Raw genomic sequence first — 25,938 nt, 5'->3', positions numbered from 1 at the left:
TCCGCGGGCGTACGGCAGCGAGGAGCGATGTTCACTCCCCGAGCGCCTCGCGGAGCCCGAGGCCGGTCCCCGTGGCGTACGCGGAGTCGAACCCGTCCCGCCCGAGCGCCGCGACCAGCCGGCTGCGGAGTTCCTTCTGCTCGATCGCGTCGTCCGGGTCGAGGATCTGCCCGAGCGTGCCGAGCGCGCTCTCGGTGGCGGCGAGCAGCCGGGCGGCGTGCGCCGGGTCGCCGTCGATCTCGGCCACGATCGCCGCGTCGAGCGTGACGTAGGGCAGGAAGTCGTCGATCCCCTGCTTGAGCGTCCGCCTGCAGGTCACGGTGAACAGCTCGCGGGCGCGGTCGACATCGCCGGCGTGCCACTCGACGTACGCCAGGTTGTGCAGCTCCATGACCACCCGGTCGGCGTTGCCGAACTCCTCGCTGAGCGCGATGCTCTCGGCGTGGTGCGTGCGTGCCGACGCGAGGTCCCCCATGATCCGCGCGGAGCCGGCCAGGATGTGCGTCGGAGCGAGCTCGAGCCGCCGCTCGCCCGCGCGCCGCGCGAGCTCCAGGGCCTCCCGGCCCAGCCGCCTGCCCTCGGCGACGTCACCGCCGCGCACAGCGACCCTGGCCAGCATGCAGAGCGCCTCTACCTCGGCGTCGACGTCGGCGCTCTCGCGAGCGCGGGCGAGCTCCTCCCGGCTCAACCGCTCCACGACCGCCGTGTCGCCACGACGGAACGCCGCACGCGTGTCCGCGTAGTAGCTCATGGCGCCGACGGTATACCGATTCCGGAGGAGTCGATCACGCCTCCGGTCGGGCTCCGGACGTCCACAGATCGGTCACGCGGACGCCGACACCGGCGAGCAGGCGGCGCGTCAACGGCAGGCTGATCCCGATGACGTTGGACGGGTCGCCGTCGATGCCCTCGACGAACCAGCCGCCCAGCCCGTCGAGCGTGAAGGCCCCGGCCACGGCGAGCGGTTCGCGGGTGGCGAGGTAGGCGTCGAGCTCCTCGTCGCTCGGCTCGGCGAACCGCACCACGGTGACCGCGTGTCCCTCGGCGACCCGGTCGATCTCCCCGTCGGCCATCCGCAGCACGGTGTGGCCGGTGACGAGCTCTCCGGTGCGTCCGGCCATGGCCCGCCAGCGCCGTCTGGCCACCTCGACGTCGCCGGGCTTGCCGACGAGCTCGGAGTTGACGTGCAGCATCGAGTCGCAGCCGATCACGACCGCGTCCGGGTGGGTGCCGGCGATCCGGCGGGCGATCGTGGTGGCCTTCGCGGCGGCGAGAGTGGTGACCTTCTCACCGGGCGAGGCGTGCGGCACGGTGTCGAGCAGCGCCTCCTCGTCGACGTCGGCCACCTCGACGACCGGGTCGAGCCCCGCCGCCCTCAGGACCGACAGCCGGGCGGGGGAGGCGGAAGCGAGTACGACACGCACGACGACCGACCCTAGGCGGTCACTCCGCGACGAGCCCGTGCCGGTAGGCGTAGCGCACGGCCTGGGCCCGATCGTGCAGTCCGGCCTTGGCGAACAGGTGGTTGACGTGCGTCTTCACCGTCGCCTCTCCGACCACGAGGCGGCGTGCGATCTCGCGGTTGGACAGCCCGGCCGCGATCAGCGCGAGCACCTCGGCCTCCCGGTTCGTCAGGCCGTCCGGAGGTGGGCCGGCCGGCCGGGGACCGGCGGCGACCAGTCGGGCGAGCGCGGCGGAGTCGATCGTGGACTGTCCCGCGGCGGCGGACCGCAGCGCGTGCCCGATCGCCTCGGCGTCGGCGTCCTTGGACAGCCACCCGAGCGCGCCTGCCCGCAGCGCGTCGACCACGGCGGCGTCGTCGGCGTAGGTCGTGAGCACGACGACCGCCGTGCCGGGGTGCTCGGCGCGCACCCGCTGCGTGGCGCCGACGCCGTCGCACACCGGCATGCGCAGGTCCGTGAGCAGGACGTCGGGGGCGTGCCGGGCGACGAGGGCGACGGCCTCCTCGCCGTCGGCGGCGGCGCCCACGACCCGGATCCCGGGCAGCAGGTCGAGCAGGGTGACCAGGCCCTCGCGCACGATCGTCTGGTCGTCGGCGAGCACGACGCGCAGCTCCGCGGCCGCGCTGCCGTCCCGGGCGCTCACGCCTGCACCTCGTCAGCAGCGGGCAGCCGCAAGCGCACCCGCCAGCCGTCCGCCACCGGGCCGGCCTCCAGCTCGGCACCGGCCAGCGCGGCCCGTTCGGCCATGCCGGTGAGGCCGTAGCCGCCGGGCCGCCGGGGTACGGGCGCCCCGCCGCGGTCGTGCACCTCCAGTTCGGTGGCCCCGCCGAGGCGGGTCAGTCGCACGTGCACCGGGGCTCCCGCGGCATGCCGGCGGGCGTTGGTGAGGGCCTCCTGTGCCGTGCGGAGCACCGTCTCCCGCTCGCCCGCCACCAGGTCGACCGGCTCGCCGTCGATCTGCAGCGTGGCGTCGGGCGCGTCGGCGACGAGGGCGCGCAGCCCCTCGACGACGTCGACCGGTTCCGTGCGCAGGGCGGTGACGGCCTTGCGTGCCTCCGCCAGCCCGTCGGCTGCCAGCCGCTGCGCCCGCTCCACCTGCGCGACGGTGTCCGGCGGGGCGCCGTCGCGCAGCAGCATCAGCCGCGCGCCCTGCAGTTGCACCGCGAGCGCGGACAGCGAGTGGGCGAGCACGTCGTGGACGTCCCTGGCGATCCGGGCGCGCTCGTCCAATGCCGCGGCGCGGGCGTGCTCCTCGTGCGCCCTCGCGGTGGCGACGACGGCGAGCTCACGCTGCTCGGCGCGGTGGGCGCTCTCGCGGCGCCCCATCCCGAACAGCAGCATCGCCACGAGCAGGAGCACGTACACCGTCACGACGGCTGGTGCGGCCCCGAGGCTCACCGCGACCAGGCCGATGACCGTCCCGGAGAGCGTCGCCGCCGCGGCGGCGACGGGGAGCCTGATGGCTGCGATCAGCACGGCATACAGGAGGAACGCGAACGGGGTGGGGGACTGCGTGGTGGCCAGGAGTGCGACGCCGCCCAGACCGGCGGCGGCGACACCGGCGGGCGTCCACCACCACGGTGGGTTCTCGCGCATCCACCCGAGGAGTGCCCAGCCCGTGGTCGCGGCGGTGGCGGCGACCACCGCGCCGAGCGGGTGGGCAGGCGGGGGCTCTCGCACGAACGACGCCACCAGCACGATCGGCAACCAGACCAGGTTGCCCGCCACCCGCAGGGGGCCGCGTTCCACGATCACGGGTCGAGTCTGGACCCCGCCACGGCGCCGCGTCGATCACGGGCACCCGGCCGCAGCGGCCTCCCGTCGGCCCGGACCCGCGCGGTCAGCACCGCGTACTGAGCGGCGAGGCTCACCCCCACCGAGAGCGCCACGGTCGCCTCAGCGGCCGTCCTCGCGTCGCCGGTGGTCAGCACGGCCAGGCCCACCCTGGCGCCGATCGAGACCACCCAGAGCACCAGGAGCGGCCAGCCACCGCGCTGGTAGAGGTAGCCGTCGCGCTCGGTCAGCCGGACCGCGGAGGCTCGCGCGGCCCCGAGTCCCACCATCAGCAGCAGGTCGAGCGCCACCACCCCGACGGCCGCTGCCGTCCAGCGGATGTCGGCGCTGTAGGCCTGGTCGAGCCCGACCAGCACGAGGACGAGCGGCACCGCCACGGCCCGTCGCAAGGACACGAACCGGCCCGTGAACTGCCGGGACAGCACCCAGACGAGGCCGAGGCCCGCAATGGCGTACGAGAGGTTCTCCATGCCGATGACCCTGCTGCGTGCGGGCTCGGTGATCATCGGCCCCGCGGTGGACCCGGGGTGGAGATCGCGTCTCCACCCCACGGTGGACCCACCTGCGGGTCAGCCGCTCACGTGCTCCATTCCCTGCTCCAGCCGAGGGCGTCGGGTGGCAGGTGGCCACCGCAGAGCGGGGTGAGAACGGTGCGGCCCCCGTACCGGACGGGGTCCGCCTGGAGCGCGGCCACACCGGCAGCACCGGCGGGCTCGACGAGGAGCCCGACCTCGGCGACCAGCCACCGCGTCGCGGCGCGGAGTCGCTTCTCGCTGACCAGGACCATGTCGTCGACGTGGTCGAGCATCGCCTCGACCGACTCCGGGAACGGCTCGCGCACCGCGATCCCGTCGGCGACGGTGGTGGCGCTCGCGGTGGTGACCACCCGGCCCGCCCGCCACGAGAGAGCCGGCGCCGCGGCGTTCTCGGCGCAGACGCCGACGACCTGGACGCCGGGACTGCGGTGCCGCAGCCACCGGGCGACCCCCAGGATCAGTGCGCTGTTGCCGACGGGAACGAGCGCGACGTCGGGCAGCGTCCCGGCCTCGGTGACCTCGAGCGCCATCGTTGCGGCTCCCGCGGCGATCCACGGGTCACGGCCGTCCTGCACGAAGCTCAGCCCGGACTCACTCGCGAAGCGCTGCGCGCTCGCGATGGCGGAGTCGTAGTCGGGCCCACCGACCTCGACCTCGGCCCCGAGAGCGCGGATCGACTCGACCTTCGCCGGGTTCGCGGAGGCCCCGACGAAGACCCGGCACGGGGTCCCGGCCGCGCGGGCCGCATACGCCAGCCCCTGGCCGAAGTTCCCCGCCGACGCACACACCACCCCGCCTGCCGTCGACCCGACCTCGCGCATCCACGTGACGGCCCCGCGCCCCTTGAACGATCGGATCGGGTTGAGGGTCTCGACCTTGAGCACGACCCGGGCGCCCCCGTCATCGAGCGTGGTGCCGGAGAGCTGGGGTGATCCGGCGAACACCGGATCGAGGTGCTCCGCGGCGTGCCGGATCTCCTCGACCGACGGCACCACGCGTTCCCCCATGCCCCGATCATGGCCCACCCCGTTGCAGCAAAGCCACGTTCACGCAACGAGGTGGCATGAACGTGGCTTTGCTGCAATCCCGGGCCTCAGCCGTTGCCGGGGTCGCCGCCCCCGCCTCCGTCGTGGCCCGTGGGGTGGCCGACGGGGTGGTCAGCGCAGGCGGGGGTGTGGTCGGCGCCGGTGTCGTGCTGCCCCCGCCGGCCGGACGCGGAGGCGGCGCCGGTGGCGCCCCGCCTGCTGGAGGTGCCGCGCAGGCTGGGCATCGCGGTCAGCACCGCGATGGCCACGAGCGCGATGAGGCCGATTCTGACGATCGTGTCGGTGTCCACGTCGGTCCCCTCCTCCTGGCCGTGGGTCTGCCGTCCGAACGGGCGGCCCGTCCCCCTCGGCCGGTGAACCGAGTGTGGGGGCGATCACAGCGAGGAGGCCAGGAACTTGGGTGAACCTTGAGGCTGGAGACGCGGTGCGGTCCGGGTCGTGCTCAGCGGGGCCAGGTGGAGGTCTTCCACGCGCCGGGACCAGGGTGCAACGGCACGCGGAACCTGGTCACGGGGTCCGACCAGCGGTCCCGGGCGGCAGGCGCCGACGACGTGCCCGGTGTGGTGGCCGCCGCGGCGAGCACCACGGTCAACGCGGCCACCTCCTCGTCGGTCGGCTCGCCCCGCACCACCCGGAACATCGCCCGGCGCTCCTCGGGCGTCGCCTCGCCCGGCGCCGTCACAGCGGGATGTTCCCGTGCTTGCGGGCCGGCACGGCCTCCCGCTTGGTGGCCAGCAGGCGAAGGGCGCGCGCGATGTGGCCGCGCGTGTGCGACGGCGGGATGACACCGTCGATGTAGCCGCGGTCGGCCGCGATGTAGGGGTTGGCCAGGGTGTCCTCGTACTCCTGCTGCAGCTCCGCCCGCCGGGCGGCGAGCTCGTCGCCCTCGAGGCCCTTGAGCTCCTTGCGGTAGAGGATGCTCACCGCGCCCGCCGAGCCCGTCACGGCGATCTGCGCGGTGGGCCAGGCCACGTTGACGTCGGCACCCAGGTGCTTGGACCCCATCACGTCGTACGCGCCGCCGTAGGCCTTGCGGGTGATCACCGTGACCTTCGGGACCGTGGCCTCGGCGTAGGCGTAGATCAGCTTGGCGCCGCGGCGGATGATCCCGTTCCACTCCTGCTCCGTGCCGGGCAGGAAGCCGGGCACGTCGACGAACGTGAGTACGGGGATGTTGAACGCGTCACAGGTGCGGACGAAACGGGCCGCCTTCTCGGAGGCGTCGATGTCGAGGGTGCCGGCGAACTGCATGGGCTGGTTGGCGACGATGCCCACGGACCTGCCCTCGACCCGGCCGAAGCCCACCACGATGTTGGGCGCGAACAGCTCGTGCACCTCGAGGAACTCGCCCTCGTCGAGCACCCGGTTGATCACCTCGCGGATGTCGTACGGCGTGTTCGGCGAGTCCGGGATGATGCTGTCCAGCTCGAGGTCGACGTCGGTGAGCCCGTCGGCGATCGCGCCGGCCACCGGCTCCGGCGCCGGGAAGACGGGTGGCTCGGAGAGGTTGTTGGACGGCAGGAAACTCAGCAGCTCCTTGACGTAGGCGAGCGCGTCTGCCTCGTCGTCGGCGAGGTAGTGCGCCACACCGGACTTCGTGTTGTGGGCCCGGCCGCCGCCGAGGTCCTCGAAGTCGACCTCCTCGCCGGTGACCGTCTTGATGATGTCCGGTCCGGTGATGAACATGTGGCTGGTGCCGTCGACCATCACCGTGAAGTCGGTGAGAGCAGGCGAGTACACGGCGCCACCCGCGGCCGGACCCATGATCAGTGAGATCTGCGGGACGACACCCGAGCTGCGCACGTTGCGCACGAAGATCTCGGCGTAGAGGCCGAGCGCGACCACGCCCTCCTGGATGCGGGCCCCGCCGCCGTCGTTGATGCCGATGACGGGGCACCCGATCTTCACCGCCAGGTCCATGACCTTGACGATCTTCTCGCCGTGCACCTCGCCGAGTGCCCCGCCGAACACCGTGGCGTCCTGGCTGAACACGGCGACGGGACGGCCGTCGATCGTGCCCGTGCCGGTGACGACGCCGTCGCCGAGCGGGCGGTTGGCGTCCATCCCGAAGTTCGTGGAGCGGTGCCGGGTGAGGGCGTCGAGCTCGACGAAGGAGCCCGGGTCGAGCAGCTGGTCGACCCGCTCGCGGGCGGTCTGCCGGCCCTTCGCGTGCTGGCGCTCGACCGCCGCCTCGCTCCCGGCGTGCACCGCGCCGTCGATGCGCCGGTAGAGGTCGGCGAGCTTGCCTGCCGTGGTGTGGATGTCGGGCTCGTCGGCCCCGGACGCGTCCCCGACCGGCTCCGCAGCGGCGCTCATCGTCGTCCCTCGCTCATGGCTGCGCAGCTTAATCCGGGCGTGGGGGCCCGTGCGCCGGAGACGCGACGGCGCCCGGCTGTCCGTCGGGGCGCGGACCTCCACCGGCACGTCCGTCGCCCGTCGGGGTCCGTCCGTCGCGGACATCCGTGCCGCATCCCACGTCGCGACCGGACCGCCGGTAGCGTCCGCCCGTATGAACCGGACCGCTCAGCCGCTGGACGCGGATGTGCTGCGCACGTCGCTCGTCGGCCCCTGGGCTCAGGTCGACGTGGTCGAGCGCACCGGCTCCACGAACGCCGATCTGATGGCCGCCGCCGCGGCAGGCGCTCCCGACCGCTCGGTGCTCGTCGCGGAGTTCCAGGAGGCCGGACGCGGCAGGCTCGCCCGCAGCTGGGTGGCCCCGCCCGGGTCCGGCATCACCGTGAGCGTCCTGCTGCGCCCCACCGGCGTCCCGCCGTCGCGGTACGGCTGGCTGCCGCTGCTCGCCGGGCTCGCCGCCCTCGACGCCGTCCGGGAGCTCACCACCGCTCCGGCGGGGCTGAAGTGGCCCAACGACCTGCTGCTCGGCGCGGAGTCCCGGAAGGTGGCGGGGATTCTCGCCGAGGTCGCCGACCACGCCCGCCCCGCCGTCGTCGTCGGGATCGGGATGAACGTGGTCGCGGCGCCCCCCGACCAGCCCGGCGCCACGTCGCTGGTCGCCGAGGGCGGCCCGGCCGACCGCACCGCCGTGCTCGTGACGTTGCTCCGGCGGCTGGCCGAGCGGGAGGCCGCATGGCGCGAGGGCCGTGGCGACCCGGACGCCACCCGGCTGCGTGCCGACTACCGGTCGGGGTGCGCGAGCCTGGGTGCCGAGGTGCGGGTGGAGCTGCCCGGCGGCACGGTCCTCACCGGCATCGCCGAGGACGTCGACCGGGACGGCAGGTTGCTGCTCCTCGACCCGGCGGGCCACCGGCGGGCGGTCGCAGCGGGTGACGTCGTACACCTGCGGCCCGCCGACTGAGCAGTACCGTGGCCGTGTGGCCTACCCGGACGAGCTCCTCGTCGAGGGCGAGCAGGTCGTGATGCACAAGCACCCGCACTGGAAGATGGTCGTCGTCCCGGTGCTGGTGCTGCTGCTGGTGGTCGCGGTCGGCACGTTTCTCGCCGCGGTGGTGCGCACGCAGACCTGGGCGCCGTGGGCCTGGCTGGCGCTCGCCGTGCTCGCGCTGGGCCTCGTCATCCGGTTCACGGTGGTGCCGGTGGTCCGGTGGCGCACCACCCACTTCGTCGTCACCACGCGGCGGGTGCTGGTCCGGGAAGGGGTGCTTTCGCGCCAGGGCATCGACATCCCGATGCGACGCATCAACAGCGTGCAGTTCCGGCACACGATCTTCGAACGGATCCTGGGCTGCGGCACCCTGGTGATCGAGTCGGCGTCGGACGAGCCACTGGAGTTCGACGACGTTCCGGGCGTGCAGAGAGTGCACGCGTCGCTGTACCAGGAGCTGGCCGACAGCCAGGCCTGACCTGCGCCGTGCGGCGTGTGCGTTGACCCGACGGCCGCAGAGCGCCAAGGTGTCGCGGGTGAGCGGTGGTGGACGGGGTGCCCGCGATCTTCCGATGGTCGTGCGTGATCCCACGCTCCCCGACCACGTCACGATCTACGAGGTCGGGGCGCGCGACGGGCTGCAGAACGAGTCGACGGTCGTGCCCGTCGAGGTGAAGGCCGAGTTCCTGCAGCGGCTCGCGCGAGCAGGTCTCCGCGTTCTCGAGGCCACCAGCTTCGTGCACCCGAGGTGGGTGCCGCAGCTCGCGGACGCCGCCGACCTGCTGCGCCGGATGGTGCGCGTCGACGGCATCGACTATCCGGTGCTGGTGCCCAACGAGCGAGGGCTCGACCGCGCCCTGGCCGCAGGCGTGCGGCACATCGCGATCTTCGCCAGCGCCACCGAGACGTTCGCGAAGCGCAACCTCAACCGCACCCTGGACGAGCAGTTCGACATGTTCGCCCCGGTCGTCGAGCGGGCGCTGGCGCAGGGGCTACGGGTGCGCGGCTACGTGTCGATGTGCTTCGGCGACCCGTGGGAGGGCGTGGTGGCGCCCGGCCAGGTGGCCGCGGTGGGGCGCAGGCTCGTCGAGATGGGGTGCCACCAGCTGTCGCTGGGCGACACGATCGGCACCGGCACGCCGGGCCACGTCGGTGCGGTGCTCGACGCGTGCGTGGCCGACGGGGTCCCGATCCGGCAGATCGCCGTGCACTTCCACGACACCTACGGGCAGGCGCTGGCCAACACGCTGGCCGCGCTGCGCCACGGGGTCACCACCGTGGACGCGAGCGCGGGCGGGCTCGGCGGCTGTCCCTACGCCGAGTCGGCCACCGGCAACCTGGCCACCGAGGACCTCGTCTGGATGCTCGACGGCCTGGGCATCCGCCACGGTGTGGATCTCGACACTCTCGTCGCCACGAGCACCTGGATGGCCCACCACCTCGGCAGACCGTCGCCGTCGCGAGTTGTGCGCGCGCTGGGCGGTACCTGACCTGACGAGGGGCTGCGCTTCCCCGTCGGCATGCCTACGGTCGAGAGGACTGTCGTCGACGACTGGAGTCCGCTCGTGACACGACTGCGTTTCGGCACCTTCCTGGCCCCGTTCCACCCGGCGGGGGAGAACCCGACCAGCGCCCTGCAGCGCGACCTACGGCTGGTCCAGCATCTCGACGACCTCGGCTACGACGAGGCGTGGATCGGCGAGCACCACTCCGCCGGCTCGGAGATCATCGCGTCACCGGAGATCTTCATCGCCGCAGCGGCCGAGCGCACGAGGCACATCAAGCTCGGTACCGGGGTGACCTCGCTGAGCTACCACAACCCGTTGTGGGTGGCCGAACGCATGGTGCTGCTCGACCACCTCACGCGCGGCCGCATCATGCTGGGGGTCGGTCCGGGCTCACTGCCCACCGACTCCGCGATGATCGGCCTGAACCCCACCGACACGCGTGAGCTGCTCGAGGAGAACCTCGACATCGTCATGCGCCTGCTGCGCGGCGACGAGCCGGTGAACGCGACGACGCGCACCCACACGCTGGTCGACGCCCGGTTGCACCTGCGGCCGTACTCCGACCCGCTGTTCGACGTCGCGGTCGCTGCGGTCGCCTCGCCGACCGGGCCCCGGCTCGCCGGCCGGTACGGCGTCGGCCTGCTCTCCATCGGCGCCACCCTCACCAAGGAGGGCTTCGACGCGCTGGCGCACCACTGGGGCGTCATGGAGGAGCGGGCCGGGGCGTACGGCACCGCCGTCGATCGGCTGAAGTGGCGCCTGGTCGGGCTCATGCACGTCGCGGAGACCCGCGAGCAGGCGTACAAGGACGTCGAGCACGGCATCGAGCAGTGGTTCCGCTACTTCCAGAAGGTGGCGGCGTTCCCGCAGATGGCCGTGGCGGGCGGCGACGTCCGGGAGATGATCGACTTCGTCAACGAGGCCGGCATCGGCGCCATCGGCACGCCCGACGACGCCGCCGCGCAGGTGCAGAAGCTCGTCGACCAGTCGGGCGGTTTCGGCGCCATGCTGCTGATGGCGCACGAGTGGGCCAACCCGGAGGCCACCCGGCGGTCCTACGAGCTCATCGCACAGCACGTGATGCCGAGGTTCCAGGGCCAGGCACAGGCCACGCTCGACGCGAAGGCCCGCGCCACCCAGACCCGGGAGGGGCACGCCGAGCAGCAGAACCAGGCCGTCGCCCACATGACGGAGAAGTACCAGAAGGAGCTTGCCGACCGCGGCTGAAAGGACCCCCCGGAGTTGCAGCAAAGCCACGTTCACGCAACCAGATGGCATGAACGTGGCTTTGCTGCAACGGGGGGCGGGCTGCGGGCGGAGGGCTACTCCGCGTCGCGCGTGCTGAACATCCCGGTGAACGTGCTGCTGTAGACCAGTTCGTCGCCGCGGTGCGTCAGCGCCCGCAGCCGCACCAGCCCCAGCCCCGGGCGGCTGCGGGAGCGTCTCGCCTCCAGCACCTCCATGGACGCGCGCAGTTCGTCGCCCGCGAAGACGGGTGCGGGCCAGCGGATCTCGTCGCCACCGGGGGAGCCGACGGACGTGGAGTGCGCCAGCACGCCGTCGACGTAGGCGCGCATCCAAAGCGCCGCGGTGAACCAGCCGGATGCCGCGAGGCCGCCGAAGATCGACGCCGCCCCCGCCTCCTCGTCGACGTGGAACGGCTGGGGGTCGAACCGGCGGGCGAACGCGAGCATCTCGTCCCGGTCCACGACCGTCGTCCCCAGGTCGAAGACCCGGCCGGTGGTGAAGTCCTCGTAGGCGAGCTCGGTCACAGGTTCGTCTTCTCCCTTCCGATGATCGCCAGCGCGGCGTCGTGCAGCTTGCCGTTCGAGGCGATCCCGTCCCCACCGGCGGGTGTCGCCACCCCGGCGAGGTCGGTGAGCGCGCCGCCCGCCTCGGCGAGGATCGGCAGCAGCGCGGCCAGGTCCCACGTGTTCGCGATGACGTCGACGGCGAGGTCGAGCACGCCCTCGGCGACGAGGCAGTGCTGCCAGAAGTCACCGAAGGCGCGGCTCTCCCAGCAGGAGTCGACGAGGCGCAGGTAGTGCTCGCGGCGCCCCAGCTCGGCGAACGTCTGGATGTCGGTGGTGGAGACGTAGGCGTCGGAGAGGTCCGTGACGCCGGAGACGGTGATCCGGCGCGGCGGGCCGCCCGGGGCGTCGGTGGTCCAGGCGCCGGCGCCGCGGGCCGCCCACCAGCGCCGGCCCAGCGCGGGCGCGCTCGCGACACCCACGACCGGCTCGCCGTCCACGGCGAGGGCGATCAGGCTGCCCCAGACGGGCATGCCGCGCGAGAAGTTCTTGGTCCCGTCGATCGGGTCCAGCACCCAGCCGCGGCCGGACTCCGGCACGCCACCCCCGCCCTCCTCACCGAGGACCGCGTCGTCCGGACGTTCCGCTGCGAGGGTGCGGCGGATGGCGTCCTCGGCCGCGGTGTCCGCGTCGGTGACCGGCGTGCGGTCCGGCTTGCGGGTGACCCGCAGGTCGGTCGCGCGGAACCGGTCGAGGGTGATCGCGTCCGCGGTGTCGGCGAGACGCAGGGCGAGCTCGAGATCGCTGTCCACAACCGGAGAGCCTGCCTCACGCGCCGGTGACGCCGGGTTTCCGCTCCCGCCGCACGGGCCGCCGGTGACCGTTGGGGCTCGTCTGTGACGGGGTGAGCAGGGACGCGCGACGTGCCGCGGCTCGATTGTCGGACAGCCCGACCAGAAGGTGCATACACTGGGGTTGTGACCACCGTCCTGTTAGCTGAGGACGACGCCGCCATCGCGGAACCTTTGTCGCGCGCTCTGCAGCGCGAAGGTTACGACGTGGACGTCGCCGTCGATGGCGCCGCCGCGCTGGAGCGGGTGCGGCTCGGGCACGTCGACCTGCTCGTTCTCGATCTGGGTCTACCCGGCATGGACGGGCTGGAGGTGTGCCGCAGGGTGCGGCTAGACGCCCCTGACCTGCCGGTTCTCATGCTCACCGCGCGCACCGACGAGGTCGACTTCGTCGTGGGCCTGGACGCGGGGGCCGACGACTACGTCGGCAAGCCGTTCCGGCTCGCCGAGCTGCTGGCCAGGGTCCGGGCGCTGCTGCGCAGGCTCACCCCGGAGTCGGTGGAGGTGGGCGGCGTACGCATGGAGCTGTCCGGCAGGCGGGTGCTCGTTGACGGGGCCGAGGTGGGCCTCGCCAACAAGGAGTTCGAGCTGCTGCGCGTGCTGCTGCTGCGCGCGGGCCAGGTCGTCACCCGCGAGGAGATCCTCCGAGAGGTCTGGAACGACCCGGAGATGAAGACCTCCAAGACCCTGGACATGCACATGTCATGGTTGCGCCGCAAGATCGGCGGTGAGCGCCGGATCGCTACTGTGCGCGGCGTCGGTTTCCGGTTCAACCACGACTGATCGGTCCCTGCGTTGCGTCGCCGCATCCTGCAGTCCACATTGCTCGTCGTCGCCATCACCGCGCTGGTGCTCGGCGGGCCGCTCACCATCACCACGTGGCGGCTCGTCGAGGACTTCACCCGCGGCGAGCTGACGTCCAGCCTCGAACGCGTCGCCGGTCGGCTGGACGCCACCCTCACCGGCGCGAACGGGGATTTCTCCAACGTCGACATGCGGGCGCTCGAGCTGGCCATCCCGGCGGGTGGCCGGCTCGTGCTGCAGCAGGCCGGTCAGCCGCCGCACGTGATCGGCCCCGACGTGGGAGCGAACCCCGTGTCGGAGACCATCCCCTTCGGGCCAGGTGGCTCGATCACGCTCGAGGAGCCACACCTGGTCCTGCGTGCCGAGCAGGTGCAGGTCACGCTCGTGGTCGCACTGCTGGTGGTGCTGTCGGTCGCCACGGGAGCGGTGGTGGCCACCGTCACCGCACGGCGGCTGGCCGAGCCGCTCCGCGGAGTCGCCGACCGCGCGGCCCGGCTGGGCGCGGGCGACTTCCGTTCCGCGCCCGAGCGGCACGGCATCCCCGAACTGGACGCGGTGTCCGACGTCCTCGACACCTCGGCCACGGCGCTGGCGGAGCTCGTGCAGCGCGAGCGCGCGCTCGTCGGTGACGTCTCTCACCAGCTACGCAGCCGCCTCACCGCCCTACAGCTACGGCTCGACGAGCTCACCCAGCATCCCGACCCGAGCGCGCGCCGGGAGGCACTGGCCGCGCTGGAGCAGGCCGAGCGCCTCTCCGCCGTGCTCGACGAGCTGCTCGAGGCGGCCCGCGCGGCCCGGGCGGCAGGGGCTCAGCTGCAGGACCTGCGGGAGGGCCTGAGCACCGTCGCGGATGAGTGGCGGCCCGCTCTGCGCGCCGCAGGGCGGTCGCTGAAGCTGCGGGTGCCTGCCGGGTTGCTGGCCCGGGTGACGCCTGCCCGGATCCGGGAGGCGGTCGGGGCGCTGGTGGAGAACGCCATCCAGCACGGCGCCGGCACCGTCACGCTCAGCGCACGGTCGGCGGAGAACAGCCTGCTCATCGAGGTCAGCGACGCCGGGGCGGGGGTGCCGGAGGAGCTGGTGCCCCACGTCTTCGACCGGGGGGTCTCGGTGGGGTCGTCCACCGGGCTGGGGCTCGCGCTGGCGCGCGCACTCGTCGAGGCCGATGGCGGGCGGCTCGAGCTGTCCAGAGCCCGGCCGCCGATGTTCACGATCTTCCTGCCGGTGGCGCGGGCGGACGCCGTGGTGGGCACGCCGCTGCCGGTCTCCTCACCACCGCGCTGACCGTCCCGGGGGCTTCTCCGGGGGCGGGCTCAGCTCGTGGGGACCCGGCTGCGCGCGTTCTCGTCGGGGAAGACGAACCGCCGGAACGCCCACCAGCGGAACGCCATGCCGGCGAGCACCCCGATGATCTGGCCGCTGACGAAGTCGGCGATCTCCTGCGTCAGGAGGCTCACGCCCGGCACCTGGAGATCGAGTACGTAGCGTGATATCGCCAGCGGAGCCGTGTAGACCACCACGCCCACGCCGCTGATGATGAAGAACAGCGCGGCCTCGTGGTGCCGGTCCCGGCCCCCACGGGTGCGGAAGGACCACTCGCGGTTCAGGACATAGGACACGATCGTGGCCACCAGCACCGAGATGATCTTCGCCGTGATGGGCTTGTCGCTGAGCACGGTGCTCTTGAGGAACAGGAAGATCGCAGTATCGATCACCCAGGTCGAGCCGCCGACCACGGCAAACTTGACGAGCTCGCGATGCTTGACGGCGACGTCACGGTAGGGCTGCGGGATGGCTGCCAGCACCGACTCGACCATAGGCACCTGCTCGATCGTGCCAGACGCCGACAGCGCGGCGCCCGCAGGTAGGCTTCCCGCATCGTGGACCCGTCCGTTATCCGCCCCCTCCCCGTCGTCGGCATGATCGGTGCCGGGCAGCTGGCCCGCATGACCCATCAGGCCGCCATCGCGCTCGGCCAGTCGCTCCGTGTGCTCGCCGAACGCCCCGGCGACCCCGCCGCGCTGGTCTGTGCCGACGTGCACAGCGGCGCCGCCACCGACCTGACGGCGGTGCGCGAGTTCGCCCGCGGCTGCACGGCGGTCACCTTCGACCACGAGCAGGTGCCGCAGGAGATCCTCCGCGCGCTCGTCGACGCGGGTGTCACCGTGCACCCGCGCCCGGACGCGCTGCTGCACGCCCAGGACAAGCTGGTGATGCGGCGCAGGCTCGCCGGGCTCGGTGCTGCCGTGCCGCGGTTCGCGGAGGTCCGCGACGTGAGCGACGTCGAGCGCTTCGGGGCCGAGCACGGCTGGCCCGTGGTGCTCAAGGCCGTCCGCGGCGGGTACGACGGTCGCGGCGTCTGGATACTCGACGCCCCCGCCGAGGACCTGGTCGCCGAACTGCTGGCCGCCGGCACGCCGCTGATGGTCGAGGAGGCCGTGCCGATGCGCCGGGAGCTGGCCGCGCTCGTCGCGCGCTCGCCGTACGGGCAGGCGGCGGCGTGGCCCGTGGTGGAGACGGTGCAGGAGCAGGGCCAGTGCGTCCAGGTACTGGCGCCCGCCCCCGGCCTGCACGAGGACGTGGCCGTCGCGGCGCAGGAGCTCGCCCTGCGGATCGCGGCCGAGCTCGACGTCACCGGCCTGCTGGCCGTGGAGCTCTTCGAGCGCACCGACGGCGAACTGGTCGTCAACGAGCTCGCGATGCGCCCGCACAACTCCGGGCACTGGACGATCGAGGGCTCCCGCACGTCCCAGTTCGAGCAGCACCTGCGTGCGGTGCTCGACTACCCGCTCGGCACCACCACGCCCACCGCTCCCGCCGTGGTGATGGCCAACGTGCTGGGCGCCGCGCAGCCGCCCGCCATGAGCACGGACGAGCGGCTCCACCACCTCTTCGCGCGCTTCCCCGACGTCAAGGTGCACCTGTACGGCAAGGAGGAGCGGCCGGCGCGCAAGGTGGGCCACGTGACGGTGCTGGGCGCCGAGATGGATGTCGTGCGCCGCCGGGCCGTCCTGGCCGCGGCGTGGCTCTCCACCGCCGAGTGGCCCGACGGGTGGTCGCCCCACACGGGCACGGTCGAACGTGAGGTGCAGCATGTCTGAGCCACTGGTCGGCGTGATCATGGGCAGCGACTCGGACTGGCCGGTGATGGAGGCCGCCGCTCTGGCCCTCGCCGAGTTCGACGTGCCCTACGAGGTGGGCGTGTACTCCGCCCACCGCACCCCGCAGCGCATGCTCGACTACGCCACCGCGGCGGCCGGCCGCGGGCTGCGCGTGGTGATCGCCGGCGCCGGCGGGGCCGCGCACCTGCCCGGGATGGTCGCCGCAGCCACCCCGCTGCCCGTGATCGGCGTGCCGGTGCCGCTGGCGAAGCTCGACGGGCTCGACTCGCTGCTGTCGATCGTGCAGATGCCCGCCGGGGTTCCGGTGGCCACGGTCGCCGTGGGCGGCGCGCGCAACGCCGGCCTGCTCGCCGTCCGGATCCTGGCGGCGGGCGACCCCGAACTTCTGGCCCGGATGGAGCGGTTTCAAGCCGAGCTGGCGGAGTCCGTCCTGGCCAAGGACACGGCCCTGCGGGCCACCGCGGGGCAGGGCTGAGGACACCGAAAATCCCGTGGCGCGCTGCCGCTTCCCGCACGTAGGGTGGCAGTACACGTGAGAGGAGGTGGTCCGGCGTTGATTAGCTACAGGACTCGTGAGGTGGCTGTCCGCTAGCACCACAGGACTCGTTTCGACGGCCAAGTGGAAGCCGGTGTGGTGCCGGCGAATTCCAGGCAGTCACCCGTGATCCCCGGGCCCGAGCCCGTCCAGCTCGGCTTGCGCACCCAATGGTGCGGCCCGGGGATCACGCACGTCCACGTCCCTCACGAGCTCGGCACGAGGGCTGCGGGGCGTCCTCATGAACCCGGTCGGGACATGTCGGATGGTCAGCTGACCCGCTCGATCGCCGTGGACCGGTTCCCGTCGATCGTCACCACGACCGCGCCGAGGGTCATGGGGCCGTCGGCGAGCTCGTACGGCGGGAGATCCGTGACGTCCTCGCCCCGCAACGTGGCCACCCAATGCGCCGGAGCGATGCCGGTGACCCCGCCGAGCCGCCCGGTCATCCCCACGTCGGTGACCAGCGCGGTGCCGCGGGGGAGCAGGTGCAGATGGTGGGTGGCCTCGTGGGTGTGGGTGCCCAGCACGGCGGCCGCCTGGCCGTCCACCGCATAGGCGAACGCCTGTTTCTCGCTGATCACCAGGCCGTGGAAGTCGACGATGGTGGCCCCCTGCCGATCGACGGCCTCCCAGGCCGGCCAGAGCGGGCCGACATGCCCCGGGTGGTCGAGCCAGCGCTGGAACATCGGCTGGGCCTCCACCACGGCTGATCTACTCATGATGTTGACCACCGTGATCGTGTGGTCGCGGACATGCAGCGTGATCGCACCCTTACCGGGAACGCCGGCGGGCATGTTCGCCGGGCGGAGCACGCGCGGATGCGCCAGGACCCGTTCCACCTCGGCGACCTCGCCGTCCCACGCGTGGTTTCCGCTGGTGATGACGTCCACACCGGACTCGCAGAGCCGTCGCACGATGTCCTGGCTCATACCGAAACCCGTGCGGATCTGCGGCCCGCTGCGCAGTGCATTCTCGGCGTTGACCACGACGAGATCCGCCCGTCGCTCCCGGCGGAGCGTCGGAATCCGCTCGCAGACGTAATCGACCGCATCGGGTCCGACGACGTCTCCCAGAAAAAGCACGCGCGACATGTCCGGTCCTTCCTTGTTGTCGAGTTTCCGACGAGTCGGCCGATCGGGGCGAATCATGGAAACGAGCGAGGAGGCGCCCTGATAATCGCATCCACCGTAGGCGCAACCGGCAGCTTCTGGCATAGATAGTTATCGCCACAGTATGGCCTCGGCCACTCCGGGGAACCGGATCGAGTTGTCCGGGCTTCGGTCGGTGCAGTTTCGCTGGAGTTCACCAGAGTGTCACGTCTGGTCAGCATTACCGTCGAAGAGCTTCTTGGAATGTTGAGGGAAGTCGAGTTGTGCCTGAAGTATGGAGCTGTAGATGCTGCGATCAGTCCGCCGTGGCCGGACGGCGGTGCCGGTGATATCCGACCCGATCGAGGAAGCGCTGGACGATGCGCCATTGAGCCTGTTCCATTTCAAGGCGGCGATCACGGCGGGTGCGGGTTTCTTCACCGACGCATACGACCTCAACGTCATCGGCACGGTGATGTTGCTCGTGAGACCACAGTTCGGGCTCGACGCGGGCCAGGTGGCGGTGGCCAGCAGTTCCGCGTTGCTGGCCACCGCGATCGGCGCGTTCCTCTTCGGGCGGTTGGGCGACCTGCTCGGCCGGCGCCGGATCTACGGGCTCGAAGCAGCGATCATGGTGGTCGGCGCCCTGCTCTCCGCCGTCTCACCCAACTTCACGTGGCTGCTGGTCGCCCGGTTCATCCTCGGTCTGGGCATCGGGGGCGACTACCCCGCGTCCGGCGTGATCATGACGGAGTACGCGAACCGCTTCAATCGGGGCAGGTTGGTAGGCCTGTCGTTCGCGTTCTACGTCCTCGGGCAGATGACGGCGTATCTCGTGTCGTTGCTCATCCTGGCGGCGGGCACGCCATCCGATCTGGCGTGGCGCCTCATCCTCGGCTTCGGCGCGATTCCGTCCATCATCGTGCTCTGGAACCGCAGGCACATGCCCGAATCACCGCGCTGGACGTTGCGGGTGGCGGGGGACCGGGAGCGGGCGGCCGACGATCTCGCCGCGTTCTCGGAGCGAAGCGAGACCATTGGGGTATCCCGCCAGGCTCGCGTCAAGCTCTCATTGAGCGACATGCTCCGGAACCGGATCTTTCTCATCACGCTCGTGGGCACCGGGGTGAGTTGGTTCTTCTACGACGTGGCGTCCTACGGCAACTCGGTGAGCCAGCCGCTGCTGATCAAGAGCATCTCGCCGGCCACCGACAACGTGACGAACGTGGCGATCAACGCCCTGCTGGTGGTCTGCTTCGGGGTGACCGGTGCGCTGGTCGGGCTCGCCGTGATCGACCGTATGCGGCGAACCACGTTGCAGATCTCAGGGCTCTGTCTGTGTGCGGCATCGATGCTGCTGATTGCAGCGATCCCGGGTCTGACGGACACGGTGGCGCCATTCGCGGTGGTGTTTGGGCTGTCCCTGTTCGGTTCCGCATTCGGTCCGAATCCGGGCCTGATTCTGCTGAGCGCGGAGTGCTACCCGACGGCGGCGCGGAGCACCGGCCACGGGATCTCCTCCAGCCTCGGCAAGGTGGGGGCGTTCCTCGGCGCTCTCGTCGCACCGCTCGTGCTGAGCGCCTACGGCCTGAGGACCACCACATTGCTCGCAGGTGTGTGCTTCGTGCTGGCGATACTCGCGACCCTGGTGCTGCGAGACCCGTCCGGCGTGCCACTGGACGCCGCCAGCGCGGAGATGGAGGGGGGCCTCCGCGGCACCCGTAGCTGAGGGCCCTGTGACCGACCCGGGAGGAAACGCTACTGCGCGGGGGGTGTCGTGCGCTCCAGGCGTACGACCGCCTGCTCCAGGCGCCGGGTCACCGCGTGCAGGCCGTTGGTGTGCTCAGGCTCTTCCGGCAGCATCTCGGCCACCCGCCGGAACCGGAGGCGGTAGGCCTCCATCCCGTCCTCGGGAGCGCCGGCCGCGAGCCAGGCACGCAGTGCCAGATTGTGCGCCGCCACCACCGCCGCGCCGATCACCGCGGCGCGCAGGTCGCCGTCCGGATCGCCGGCGAAGCGGCCGCGCAGGTGCCGGGTGAACAGCCGCCGGTAGTGGTCGACGCTCGCGGACTCGCGGTCGCGCAGCACCGGCACGTCGTGGGTGAGCCGGTAGCGCTCCACCGACAGTTGCGGGTCGTCGGTGTAGATGTCGAACACGGTCTCGCCTGCGCGCAGGGCCAGCGCTGCGGCGGGCTCGGTGGCGTGCGCGCCCTCGAAGACCTCCGCCGCCCTGGTCAGCGCCGTCTCGTGGTCGGGGGAGACCGCGTCCTCCTTGCTGCGGAAGTAGCGGAAGAAGGTGCGGCGCCCGACGCCGGCGGCCGCGGCGATGTCGTCGACCGTCGTGTCCTCGTAGCCGTGTTCCCGGAAGAGCTTGACGGCGGCCGCCACCAGGTCGCGACGGACCTCGGCGCGCCCCTGTGCGGAGCGGCCGCGGCGGGTGGCCCCAGTCATGGCACGCAGGGTAGCAACCGTCTTGAATCATGGCACGCAGTGCCGTTACGCTTGACCCATGGATGCCGCATTCGACACGTATCGGCTCAGCGACGAGCACGAGGCGCTGCGCGACGCGGTGCGTGCGCTCGCGGAGAAGGAGATCGCCCCCCACGCCGCCGAGGTGGACGAGCAGGGTCGCTACCCCGTGGAGGCGCGCACCGCGCTGGTGAAGGCCGGGTTCCAGGCCATCACCGTCCCCGAGGAGTACGGCGGCCAGGGTGCCGACGAGCTCGCGGGCTGCATCGTGATCGAGGAGGTGGCGCGCGTCTGCGCGTCGTCGTCGCTGATTCCCGCGGTCAACGGGCTGGGGCTCACCCCGATCCTGCTCTCGGCATCCGACGACCTGAAGAAGCAGGTGCTCCCCTCCATCGCCTCGGGCGAGGCGATGATCAGCTACGCCCTCTCGGAGCGGGAGGCGGGCTCCGACGCCGCGTCGATGAAGACGCGCGCCCGCCGCGACGGCGACTCCTGGGTGCTGAACGGCACCAAGGCCTGGATCACCAACGCCGGGGTTTCCACCTGGTACACGGTGATGGCGTCGACCGACCCGGAGCGCGGCGCCAACGGCATCTCGGCGTTCGTGGTGCACCGGGACGACCCGGGCTTCGAGGTGGGGCCCAAGGAGCGCAAGCTCGGCATCAACGGCTCACCCACCCGGGAGATCTACTTCTCCGACTGCCGGATCCCCGCCGACCGCATCATCGGGGCGGAGGGCACCGGCTTCAAGACGGCGCTGAAGACCCTCGACCACACCCGTCCGACGATCGGCGCGCAGGCCGTGGGTATCGCGCAGGGCGCGCTCGACATCGCGATCGCCTACGCCAAGGAGCGCAAGCAGTTCGGCCGCAGCATCGCCGAGTTCCAGGGCCTCCAGTTCATGATCGCCGACATGGCGATGAAGGTGGAGGCCGCGCGCCAGCTGGTGTACGTCGCCACCTCGCGTGCCGAGCGCGGCGAGCCCAACCTCGGCTTCATCTCGAGCGCGGCGAAGTGCCTGGCGTCGGACACGGCGATGAGTGTCACGACCGACGCGGTGCAGCTGCTCGGCGGCGCCGGGTACACGAAGGACTTCCCGGTGGAGCGCATGATGCGCGACGCGAAGATCACCCAGATCTACGAGGGCACCAACCAGATCCAGCGCCTGGTGATGGCCCGCGCCCTGCTGAAGGGCTAGACGCGATAGCCGGCCCGGCTGACGCCGGGCGGTGGCGCCGAGATCGACGTGGGAGTGGTGGGGGCGCGGCCGCCGCCACTCCCACGTCGATGTGGGAGGGCGCCCCGACGCCTGCTGCCGGCCGATGTCATGAACGCTGCGTAATTGCATCGAAATGACCGGTGACGTAATCCGGGTGCGATCAGCAAAGCCTTCGAGCCGACCTGTGACGTAACAAACTGCCGGTGACGTTGCTGCGTCCCGAAGGCTGGGGCATTGTGGCCGGAATCGGATCCGCGACCGGAGGAGTCATGACCAGATCAAGCGGGTCCACCGGCGCGCTGCCCAGCAACACTTCCGACGTCGCAGGTGAACCGGACAGCCGGGCGCCACAATCGCGAAACGGGCAAATCCGCTCCGAGTCGGAGTCGAATGCCGTCCACCGTTGTCCGTGCTCGGGCGTTGGGATGAATTCATGACCAGTACGCTTGCCGCTGCGCCGTCGCGGAACAGGATTGCTGTTGCCAGCTTCATCGGCACCGCGATCGAGTTCTACGACTTCTACATCTACGGCACCGCCGCCGCGCTCGTCTTCGGCAACCTGTTCTTCCCGTCCTTCTCGGCGGCCGCCGGCACGCTGGCCGCGCTGGCCACGTTCGCGGTGGGTTTCATCGCGCGGCCGCTGGGCGCGATCCTGTTCGGCCACTTCGGTGACCGGCTGGGCCGCAAGCGGATGCTGATCACCTCCCTGCTGGTCATGGGCCTGTCCACGGTGCTCATCGGCTGCGTGCCGTCGTTCGCCGCGATCGGCGTGGCCGCGCCGATCCTGCTGGCGGTGCTGCGTTTCCTGCAGGGCATCGGGCTGGGTGGTGAGTGGGGCGGCGCGGTGCTGCTGGCCACGGAGTACGCCCCGGCGGGCAAACGCGGGCTGTACTCGGCATTCCCACAGCTCGGGCCGGCGATCGGGTTCGCGCTGGGCAACTTCCTGTACCTGGTGCTGAATGCGAGCATGAGCGCGGAGGCGTTCGCGTCCTGGGGCTGGCGTATCCCGTTCTGGGCCTCGGCGGTGTTGCTGGTGGTCGGCTTCTACATCCGGCTGCGCATTGCGGAGACCCCGGTGTTCCGCGCGGCGGTGGAGGCCCACCAGCAGGTGCGGGTGCCGTTCCTCGAACTGCTCCGGCGTCAGCCCGGCGTGCTCGTGCTCGCCACTCTGTCGTTCATCCTGGCGTTCACGATGTTCTACACGATCACCACGTTCTGCCTGTCCTACGGCACCGCGACCTTGCACATCGACAAGACCACGATGCTCACCGAGGCGATCATCGCGTCGCTGGCCATGGGGGCCGCGACGCTCTGGTTCGCGGCACTCTCGGATCGCGTGGGCAGGCGCAAACTGTGTATCGCTGCGGCCGTGCTGTCCGGGCTCTGGGCATTTCCGCTGTTCTGGCTCATCCAGACCCGGCAGCCGGTATTGATCGGGATCGCGATGATCGTCGGTCTGCTGTGTTTCGCGTTGCTCTACGGCCCGATGGGTGCCTACTTCCCGGAGCTCTTCCGGGTGCGCTACCGCTACTCCGGTGCCTCGTTCGCCTACAGCGCCGCCGGAATCATCGGCGGCGGTATCAGCCCGCTCATCGCCACGGACGTGCTGGCCCGCACCCATGCGACGACGGGCGTGTCCTGGTACCTCATCGGGGTGGCGGTGCTGTGCCTGGTCTGCCTGCTGCTGATGCCCGAGACCCGCACCGACGACTTCACCGACTAGCTGTACCCGGCCACCCCCGGACGCCGTTGCAGCAAAGCCACTTTCACGCAAGGAGATGGCATGAAAGTGGCTTTGCTGCAATCAGGGACGGGGTGGGGGTCAGGGGTACAGGCGTTTCGTCGTGCGTTCGGTCTGCGCCTTGCGCTCCAGCGCGTCGGCCGCCGGGTTCCTGACCTGCACCAGTGACGCCCCGGCCGCGAGCACCGCGAGCAGGCCGTCCCCCAGGCCGTCGGGGCCCGACCACTCCAGGGTGGAGAGCACCCGGTCGGACGCCGTGAGCCCCAGCGCCGCGGCCCGGGCGTTGGCGTCGGCGAACACCTCGGTGACCGTGGCTCCGGCCAGCGCGGGGGTGCTGTCCGGGACGGGGGACCATGGCACGAAGTCGTCGCCGTGCAGCCGCACCTCGGTGGCGAAGTCGATCACGCCGGACGGGAGCCCGGGCACGCCCTTCCCGAAGGCGTCGAGCGACAGTGCCACCACGCCGCCTGCCGGCTCGGCGGCCAGCGCGAGGTCTATGCGGTCGGCGTCGCAGAGCACCCATTCCGCGTCCTCGGGGCCGGCCACGATCTCGGCGCCGCACCACCACGCGCCGAGCAGCACCGCCGCGGTCTGCCAGTGCGCGGGCAGGAGCAGCGCCACCGGGGTGCCCGGCTCCACGTCGCACTCGTCGCGGAGCAGGTTGGCGGTCTTCGCCGCCCAGTTGGCCGTGGTGACGGCGGACAGTTCGATGCGCTCACCCGTCGCGTCGTCGTAGAACGTGATCAGCGGTCTGGCGGCGGCCGCGCCGGAGCGCAGCGGGTCGAGCAGGGCGGCGGTGAGCGTCACCGCCTCACCGTAGGTCAGTCGACGCAGGGGACGCCCGCCGCCGTGATCGGCGCCGACGGCGGCGGAGCGGCGGGGGACGGGCTGGCCGGAGCGTCGTCGACGGGAGTGGGCACGGTCGCCGGGTTGAAGTCGGCCCCGAGCACGACGAGCAGGTGGCCCGGCGTGACCTGGTCGTCGCTCTCCACGGGGATGTCGCCCAGCTGAGCGGCCACGGCGCGCGCCGCATCACCGTCCGAGCCCGTGTAGTGCACGGTCGAGGTGGGCGTCGGGTCGGTGTTGTCCACCGTGCCCGGGACGAAGTCGAGGTCGCGCATGCGGTCGGCGACCGTGGCGGCCATTCCGGAGAGGTTCGAGCCGTTGCGCACGTCGACGACGTAGCGCGACGCGATCACGTCGAGCTGCGCCGGTGGCGGCGGCGGTGGGGGAGTCTCCTGGGTGGCCTGCACGGCCTGCTGCTGTTGCGCGATCCGCTGCTGGATGAACGTGTGCACGACGCCGGGGTCGACGAGTACGACGTCGCCGCGCGAATTGGTCTGGCCGCCTTGCGTGGGGATGGTGACGAACTCCAGGTGGCCCGCCGCCATGTCGGACGCCTGCTGCGCGAACGCGAGGAGGTTCCAGCCCGAGTCGATCACGAGTGACTTCTGGGCGACGTCGATCAGGGAGCTGAGCTTGCCCGGGTTGGTGAGCGTGCCACCGGAGAGGATCTTGTCGGAGACGGCGGCGAGGAACACCTGCTGGCGGCGGATCCGGGACAGGTCGCCCTCGGGCAGGCCGTGGCGCTGCCGGACGAACGAGAGTGCGGCGGCACCGGAGATCGTCTGCGGCCCGGCGGGGAAGTCAGCTCCGGAGTACGGGTCGTCCACCGGTGCCTTGAGGCAGACGTCGACGCCCCCGATCGCCGTGGTGAGGTTGTAGAACCCGAGCAGGTTGATCTCGGCGTAGTGGTCGATGTGCAGGCCCGTGAGGTTCTGGACGGTCTGGATCAGGGCGGTGCGGCCCTGCTGCGCCGACTCGGCGTCGACCTGCTTCGGGTCGTGCACGCCGTCGGCCACCAGCCGCTCCGCCGCCAGTGCCTTGGTCGCCGGGTAGGCCGCGTTGATCTTGTCGCGGCGGTAGCCGGGGATGTCGACGTAGCTGTCGCGGGGGATGGAGAACGCCGCCGCCGCTCCGCCGCCCTGCGGGACGTGGAGCACGATGATCGTGTCGGAGTTGAGCACGCCCGAGTCGGGGCCGCTGTTCAGGAGGCGCTGCACCTCGGGCGGCAGCGGGTTGCCCTGGGCGTCGGTGCGACTGTCCACGCCGACGAGCAGGATGTTGTCCGCGCCGTCGTCATCGCTGCCCGTGATGACGTCGGTGGTGGTGATCCCGGCGGTGATGTCCCGGAAGAGGCCCCACGCGGAGCCGGTGAGCACCAGGACGAGCGCCGACGCCACCACGAGGAAGAGCCTGATGCGTTCCCGGAGGGTGCGTGGGGGCTTCTTCGGACGTGCCGGCGGGGCCGGGCGGGTGCGTCTGGGGGGCGCCGTCGTCGTGCCCGACGCGGCGCGGCGGGTGGGACGCCGGGTCGGCTCCCGTGGCACGCCACGTGCTCTCGTCGGAGGTTCGGGCGAGGTCCGGCGGCCGGACCGGTACCGGGCCGTGCGGTCCGGATAGGGCTCGCTCTCGCGACGGGTGGGCCGGGTGGGGTGGTACGCGCTGCTTCGCGGCCTGCCGGACGACGACCAGGCCGACCCGTCCGACCAGCCCCGCCCGTCCACCTGTGCACCTCCGCTGGCCGTCGTTACCGGATCTCCTAGGGTGCAGCACCGGCTGCGCACTCCCGCGATGGCCGTGCGCGTGTCGCGGGTGACCATGGTCG

General features: G+C 71.8%; 27 protein-coding genes. 11 read left to right on the top strand and 16 right to left on the bottom strand.

What is annotated here, in order from left to right; translation table 11 throughout:
- Positions 1 to 31: 31 nt before the first annotated feature.
- The 9 genes from AC5L35_RS15310 to AC5L35_RS15270 all read right to left on the bottom strand — a co-directional run bounded on the left by AC5L35_RS15310 (position 32) and on the right by AC5L35_RS15270 (position 7,155).
- Positions 32 to 751 (bottom strand): tetratricopeptide repeat protein, encoded by a 720-nt coding sequence (locus AC5L35_RS15310; protein ID WP_495060286.1) that lies wholly within the window; start codon positions 749 to 751, stop codon positions 32 to 34.
- A 34-nt stretch (positions 752 to 785) separates the two neighbouring features.
- Entirely contained in the window at positions 786 to 1,424 is a 639-nt protein-coding gene (locus tag AC5L35_RS15305) for a Maf family protein (protein WP_495060285.1), read from the bottom strand.
- A 19-nt stretch (positions 1,425 to 1,443) separates the two neighbouring features.
- Complete coding sequence (locus AC5L35_RS15300) at positions 1,444 to 2,106, bottom strand: response regulator (RefSeq protein ID WP_495060284.1); 663 nt, start codon at positions 2,104 to 2,106, stop codon at positions 1,444 to 1,446.
- Positions 2,103 to 3,218, bottom strand: coding sequence for a sensor histidine kinase (locus AC5L35_RS15295; RefSeq protein WP_495060283.1), 1,116 nt, complete (start codon positions 3,216 to 3,218; stop codon positions 2,103 to 2,105). Before AC5L35_RS15295 ends, AC5L35_RS15300 begins: the two co-directional genes overlap by 4 nt.
- Positions 3,215 to 3,763, bottom strand: a complete 549-nt coding sequence (locus AC5L35_RS15290; RefSeq protein ID WP_495060282.1) for a hypothetical protein — start codon at positions 3,761 to 3,763, stop codon at positions 3,215 to 3,217. Before AC5L35_RS15290 ends, AC5L35_RS15295 begins: the two co-directional genes overlap by 4 nt.
- Before the next feature lie 71 nt (positions 3,764 to 3,834).
- Positions 3,835 to 4,800: a threonine ammonia-lyase gene (locus AC5L35_RS15285; protein ID WP_495060281.1), complete on the bottom strand. Its 966-nt coding sequence runs from the start codon at positions 4,798 to 4,800 to the stop codon at positions 3,835 to 3,837.
- Between the two features lie 86 nt (positions 4,801 to 4,886).
- Positions 4,887 to 5,129: a hypothetical protein gene (locus AC5L35_RS15280; RefSeq protein ID WP_495060280.1), complete on the bottom strand. Its 243-nt coding sequence runs from the start codon at positions 5,127 to 5,129 to the stop codon at positions 4,887 to 4,889.
- Between the two features lie 152 nt (positions 5,130 to 5,281).
- On the bottom strand, positions 5,282 to 5,521 hold the full coding sequence (locus AC5L35_RS15275; RefSeq protein ID WP_495060279.1) for an acyl-CoA carboxylase subunit epsilon: 240 nt from the start codon (positions 5,519 to 5,521) through the stop codon (positions 5,282 to 5,284).
- Entirely contained in the window at positions 5,518 to 7,155 is a 1,638-nt protein-coding gene (locus AC5L35_RS15270; RefSeq protein ID WP_495060278.1) for an acyl-CoA carboxylase subunit beta, read from the bottom strand. The genes AC5L35_RS15275 and AC5L35_RS15270 overlap by 4 nt, the downstream gene beginning before the upstream one ends.
- Positions 7,156 to 7,348: 193 nt before the next feature.
- On the opposite strand from AC5L35_RS15270, the gene AC5L35_RS15265 reads away from it, so the two are divergent.
- The 4 genes from AC5L35_RS15265 to AC5L35_RS15250 all read left to right on the top strand — a co-directional run bounded on the left by AC5L35_RS15265 (position 7,349) and on the right by AC5L35_RS15250 (position 10,917).
- On the top strand, positions 7,349 to 8,155 hold the full coding sequence (locus AC5L35_RS15265; protein WP_495060277.1) for a biotin--[acetyl-CoA-carboxylase] ligase: 807 nt from the start codon (positions 7,349 to 7,351) through the stop codon (positions 8,153 to 8,155).
- A gap of 16 nt (positions 8,156 to 8,171) precedes the next feature.
- Entirely contained in the window at positions 8,172 to 8,660 is a 489-nt protein-coding gene (locus tag AC5L35_RS15260) for a PH domain-containing protein (protein WP_495060276.1), read from the top strand.
- Between the two features lie 94 nt (positions 8,661 to 8,754).
- The gene (locus tag AC5L35_RS15255; protein WP_495060398.1) at positions 8,755 to 9,672 is read left to right on the top strand and encodes a hydroxymethylglutaryl-CoA lyase; all 918 of its coding nucleotides are present in this window, start codon (positions 8,755 to 8,757) and stop codon (positions 9,670 to 9,672) included.
- 75 nt (positions 9,673 to 9,747) lie between these two features.
- Positions 9,748 to 10,917, top strand: a complete 1,170-nt coding sequence (locus AC5L35_RS15250) for an LLM class flavin-dependent oxidoreductase (RefSeq protein ID WP_495060275.1) — start codon at positions 9,748 to 9,750, stop codon at positions 10,915 to 10,917.
- Positions 10,918 to 11,012: 95 nt separating this feature from the next.
- On the opposite strand, the gene AC5L35_RS15245 is transcribed toward AC5L35_RS15250, so the two are convergent.
- Both AC5L35_RS15245 and hisN read right to left on the bottom strand, forming a co-directional pair.
- Entirely contained in the window at positions 11,013 to 11,462 is a 450-nt protein-coding gene (locus AC5L35_RS15245) for a MaoC family dehydratase (protein ID WP_495060274.1), read from the bottom strand.
- On the bottom strand, positions 11,459 to 12,253 hold the full coding sequence (gene hisN, locus AC5L35_RS15240; RefSeq protein WP_495060273.1) for a histidinol-phosphatase: 795 nt from the start codon (positions 12,251 to 12,253) through the stop codon (positions 11,459 to 11,461). The genes AC5L35_RS15245 and hisN overlap by 4 nt, the downstream gene beginning before the upstream one ends.
- A 165-nt stretch (positions 12,254 to 12,418) precedes the next feature.
- Between hisN and AC5L35_RS15235 the strand changes: the two genes are divergently transcribed.
- Positions 12,419 to 13,075 (top strand): response regulator transcription factor, encoded by a 657-nt coding sequence (locus tag AC5L35_RS15235; protein WP_495060272.1) that lies wholly within the window; start codon positions 12,419 to 12,421, stop codon positions 13,073 to 13,075.
- 12 nt (positions 13,076 to 13,087) lie between these two features.
- On the top strand, positions 13,088 to 14,377 hold the full coding sequence (locus tag AC5L35_RS15230) for an ATP-binding protein (RefSeq protein WP_495060271.1): 1,290 nt from the start codon (positions 13,088 to 13,090) through the stop codon (positions 14,375 to 14,377).
- A gap of 29 nt (positions 14,378 to 14,406) precedes the next feature.
- Here the strand turns inward: AC5L35_RS15230 and AC5L35_RS15225 are convergent, their stop codons facing one another.
- On the bottom strand, positions 14,407 to 14,916 hold the full coding sequence (locus AC5L35_RS15225) for a GtrA family protein (RefSeq protein ID WP_495060270.1): 510 nt from the start codon (positions 14,914 to 14,916) through the stop codon (positions 14,407 to 14,409).
- A gap of 57 nt (positions 14,917 to 14,973) precedes the next feature.
- Between AC5L35_RS15225 and AC5L35_RS15220 the strand changes: the two genes are divergently transcribed.
- Positions 14,974 to 16,194, top strand: a complete 1,221-nt coding sequence (locus tag AC5L35_RS15220; protein ID WP_495060269.1) for a 5-(carboxyamino)imidazole ribonucleotide synthase — start codon at positions 14,974 to 14,976, stop codon at positions 16,192 to 16,194.
- Positions 16,187 to 16,690, top strand: coding sequence for a 5-(carboxyamino)imidazole ribonucleotide mutase (gene purE, locus AC5L35_RS15215; protein ID WP_495060268.1), 504 nt, complete (start codon positions 16,187 to 16,189; stop codon positions 16,688 to 16,690). Before AC5L35_RS15220 ends, purE begins: the two co-directional genes overlap by 8 nt.
- 329 nt (positions 16,691 to 17,019) lie before the next feature.
- Here the strand turns inward: purE and AC5L35_RS15210 are convergent, their stop codons facing one another.
- Positions 17,020 to 17,844 carry a YmdB family metallophosphoesterase gene (locus AC5L35_RS15210; RefSeq protein ID WP_495060267.1) on the bottom strand — a complete coding sequence of 275 codons (825 nt, stop codon included), beginning with the start codon at positions 17,842 to 17,844 and terminating at the stop codon, positions 17,020 to 17,022.
- Between the two features lie 304 nt (positions 17,845 to 18,148).
- Between AC5L35_RS15210 and AC5L35_RS15205 the strand changes: the two genes are divergently transcribed.
- Positions 18,149 to 19,570 carry an MFS transporter gene (locus AC5L35_RS15205; RefSeq protein ID WP_495060266.1) on the top strand — a complete coding sequence of 474 codons (1,422 nt, stop codon included), beginning with the start codon at positions 18,149 to 18,151 and terminating at the stop codon, positions 19,568 to 19,570.
- Positions 19,571 to 19,599: 29 nt separating this feature from the next.
- On the opposite strand, the gene AC5L35_RS15200 is transcribed toward AC5L35_RS15205, so the two are convergent.
- The gene (locus AC5L35_RS15200) at positions 19,600 to 20,292 is read right to left on the bottom strand and encodes a TetR family transcriptional regulator (protein ID WP_495060265.1); all 693 of its coding nucleotides are present in this window, start codon (positions 20,290 to 20,292) and stop codon (positions 19,600 to 19,602) included.
- Positions 20,293 to 20,350: 58 nt separating this feature from the next.
- Here AC5L35_RS15200 and AC5L35_RS15195 point away from each other — a divergent pair, with 58 nt between their 5' ends.
- Together AC5L35_RS15195 and AC5L35_RS15190 are read left to right on the top strand one after the other, a co-directional pair.
- A complete protein-coding gene (locus AC5L35_RS15195; protein WP_495060264.1) occupies positions 20,351 to 21,508 on the top strand; it encodes an acyl-CoA dehydrogenase in 1,158 nt (385 codons plus the stop codon).
- 454 nt (positions 21,509 to 21,962) lie between these two features.
- On the top strand, positions 21,963 to 23,252 hold the full coding sequence (locus tag AC5L35_RS15190) for an MFS transporter (protein WP_495060263.1): 1,290 nt from the start codon (positions 21,963 to 21,965) through the stop codon (positions 23,250 to 23,252).
- Between the two features lie 99 nt (positions 23,253 to 23,351).
- Here the strand turns inward: AC5L35_RS15190 and AC5L35_RS15185 are convergent, their stop codons facing one another.
- Both AC5L35_RS15185 and AC5L35_RS15180 read right to left on the bottom strand, forming a co-directional pair.
- The gene (locus tag AC5L35_RS15185) at positions 23,352 to 24,077 is read right to left on the bottom strand and encodes a TIGR03089 family protein (RefSeq protein WP_495060262.1); all 726 of its coding nucleotides are present in this window, start codon (positions 24,075 to 24,077) and stop codon (positions 23,352 to 23,354) included.
- A gap of 14 nt (positions 24,078 to 24,091) precedes the next feature.
- The gene (locus tag AC5L35_RS15180; protein WP_495060261.1) at positions 24,092 to 25,837 is read right to left on the bottom strand and encodes an LCP family protein; all 1,746 of its coding nucleotides are present in this window, start codon (positions 25,835 to 25,837) and stop codon (positions 24,092 to 24,094) included.
- Positions 25,838 to 25,938: the final 101 nt, after the last annotated feature.

The organism is Pseudonocardia sp. OZ21, from assembly GCF_059359135.1.
This window is presented reverse-complemented; position numbering and strand designations above follow the sequence as displayed.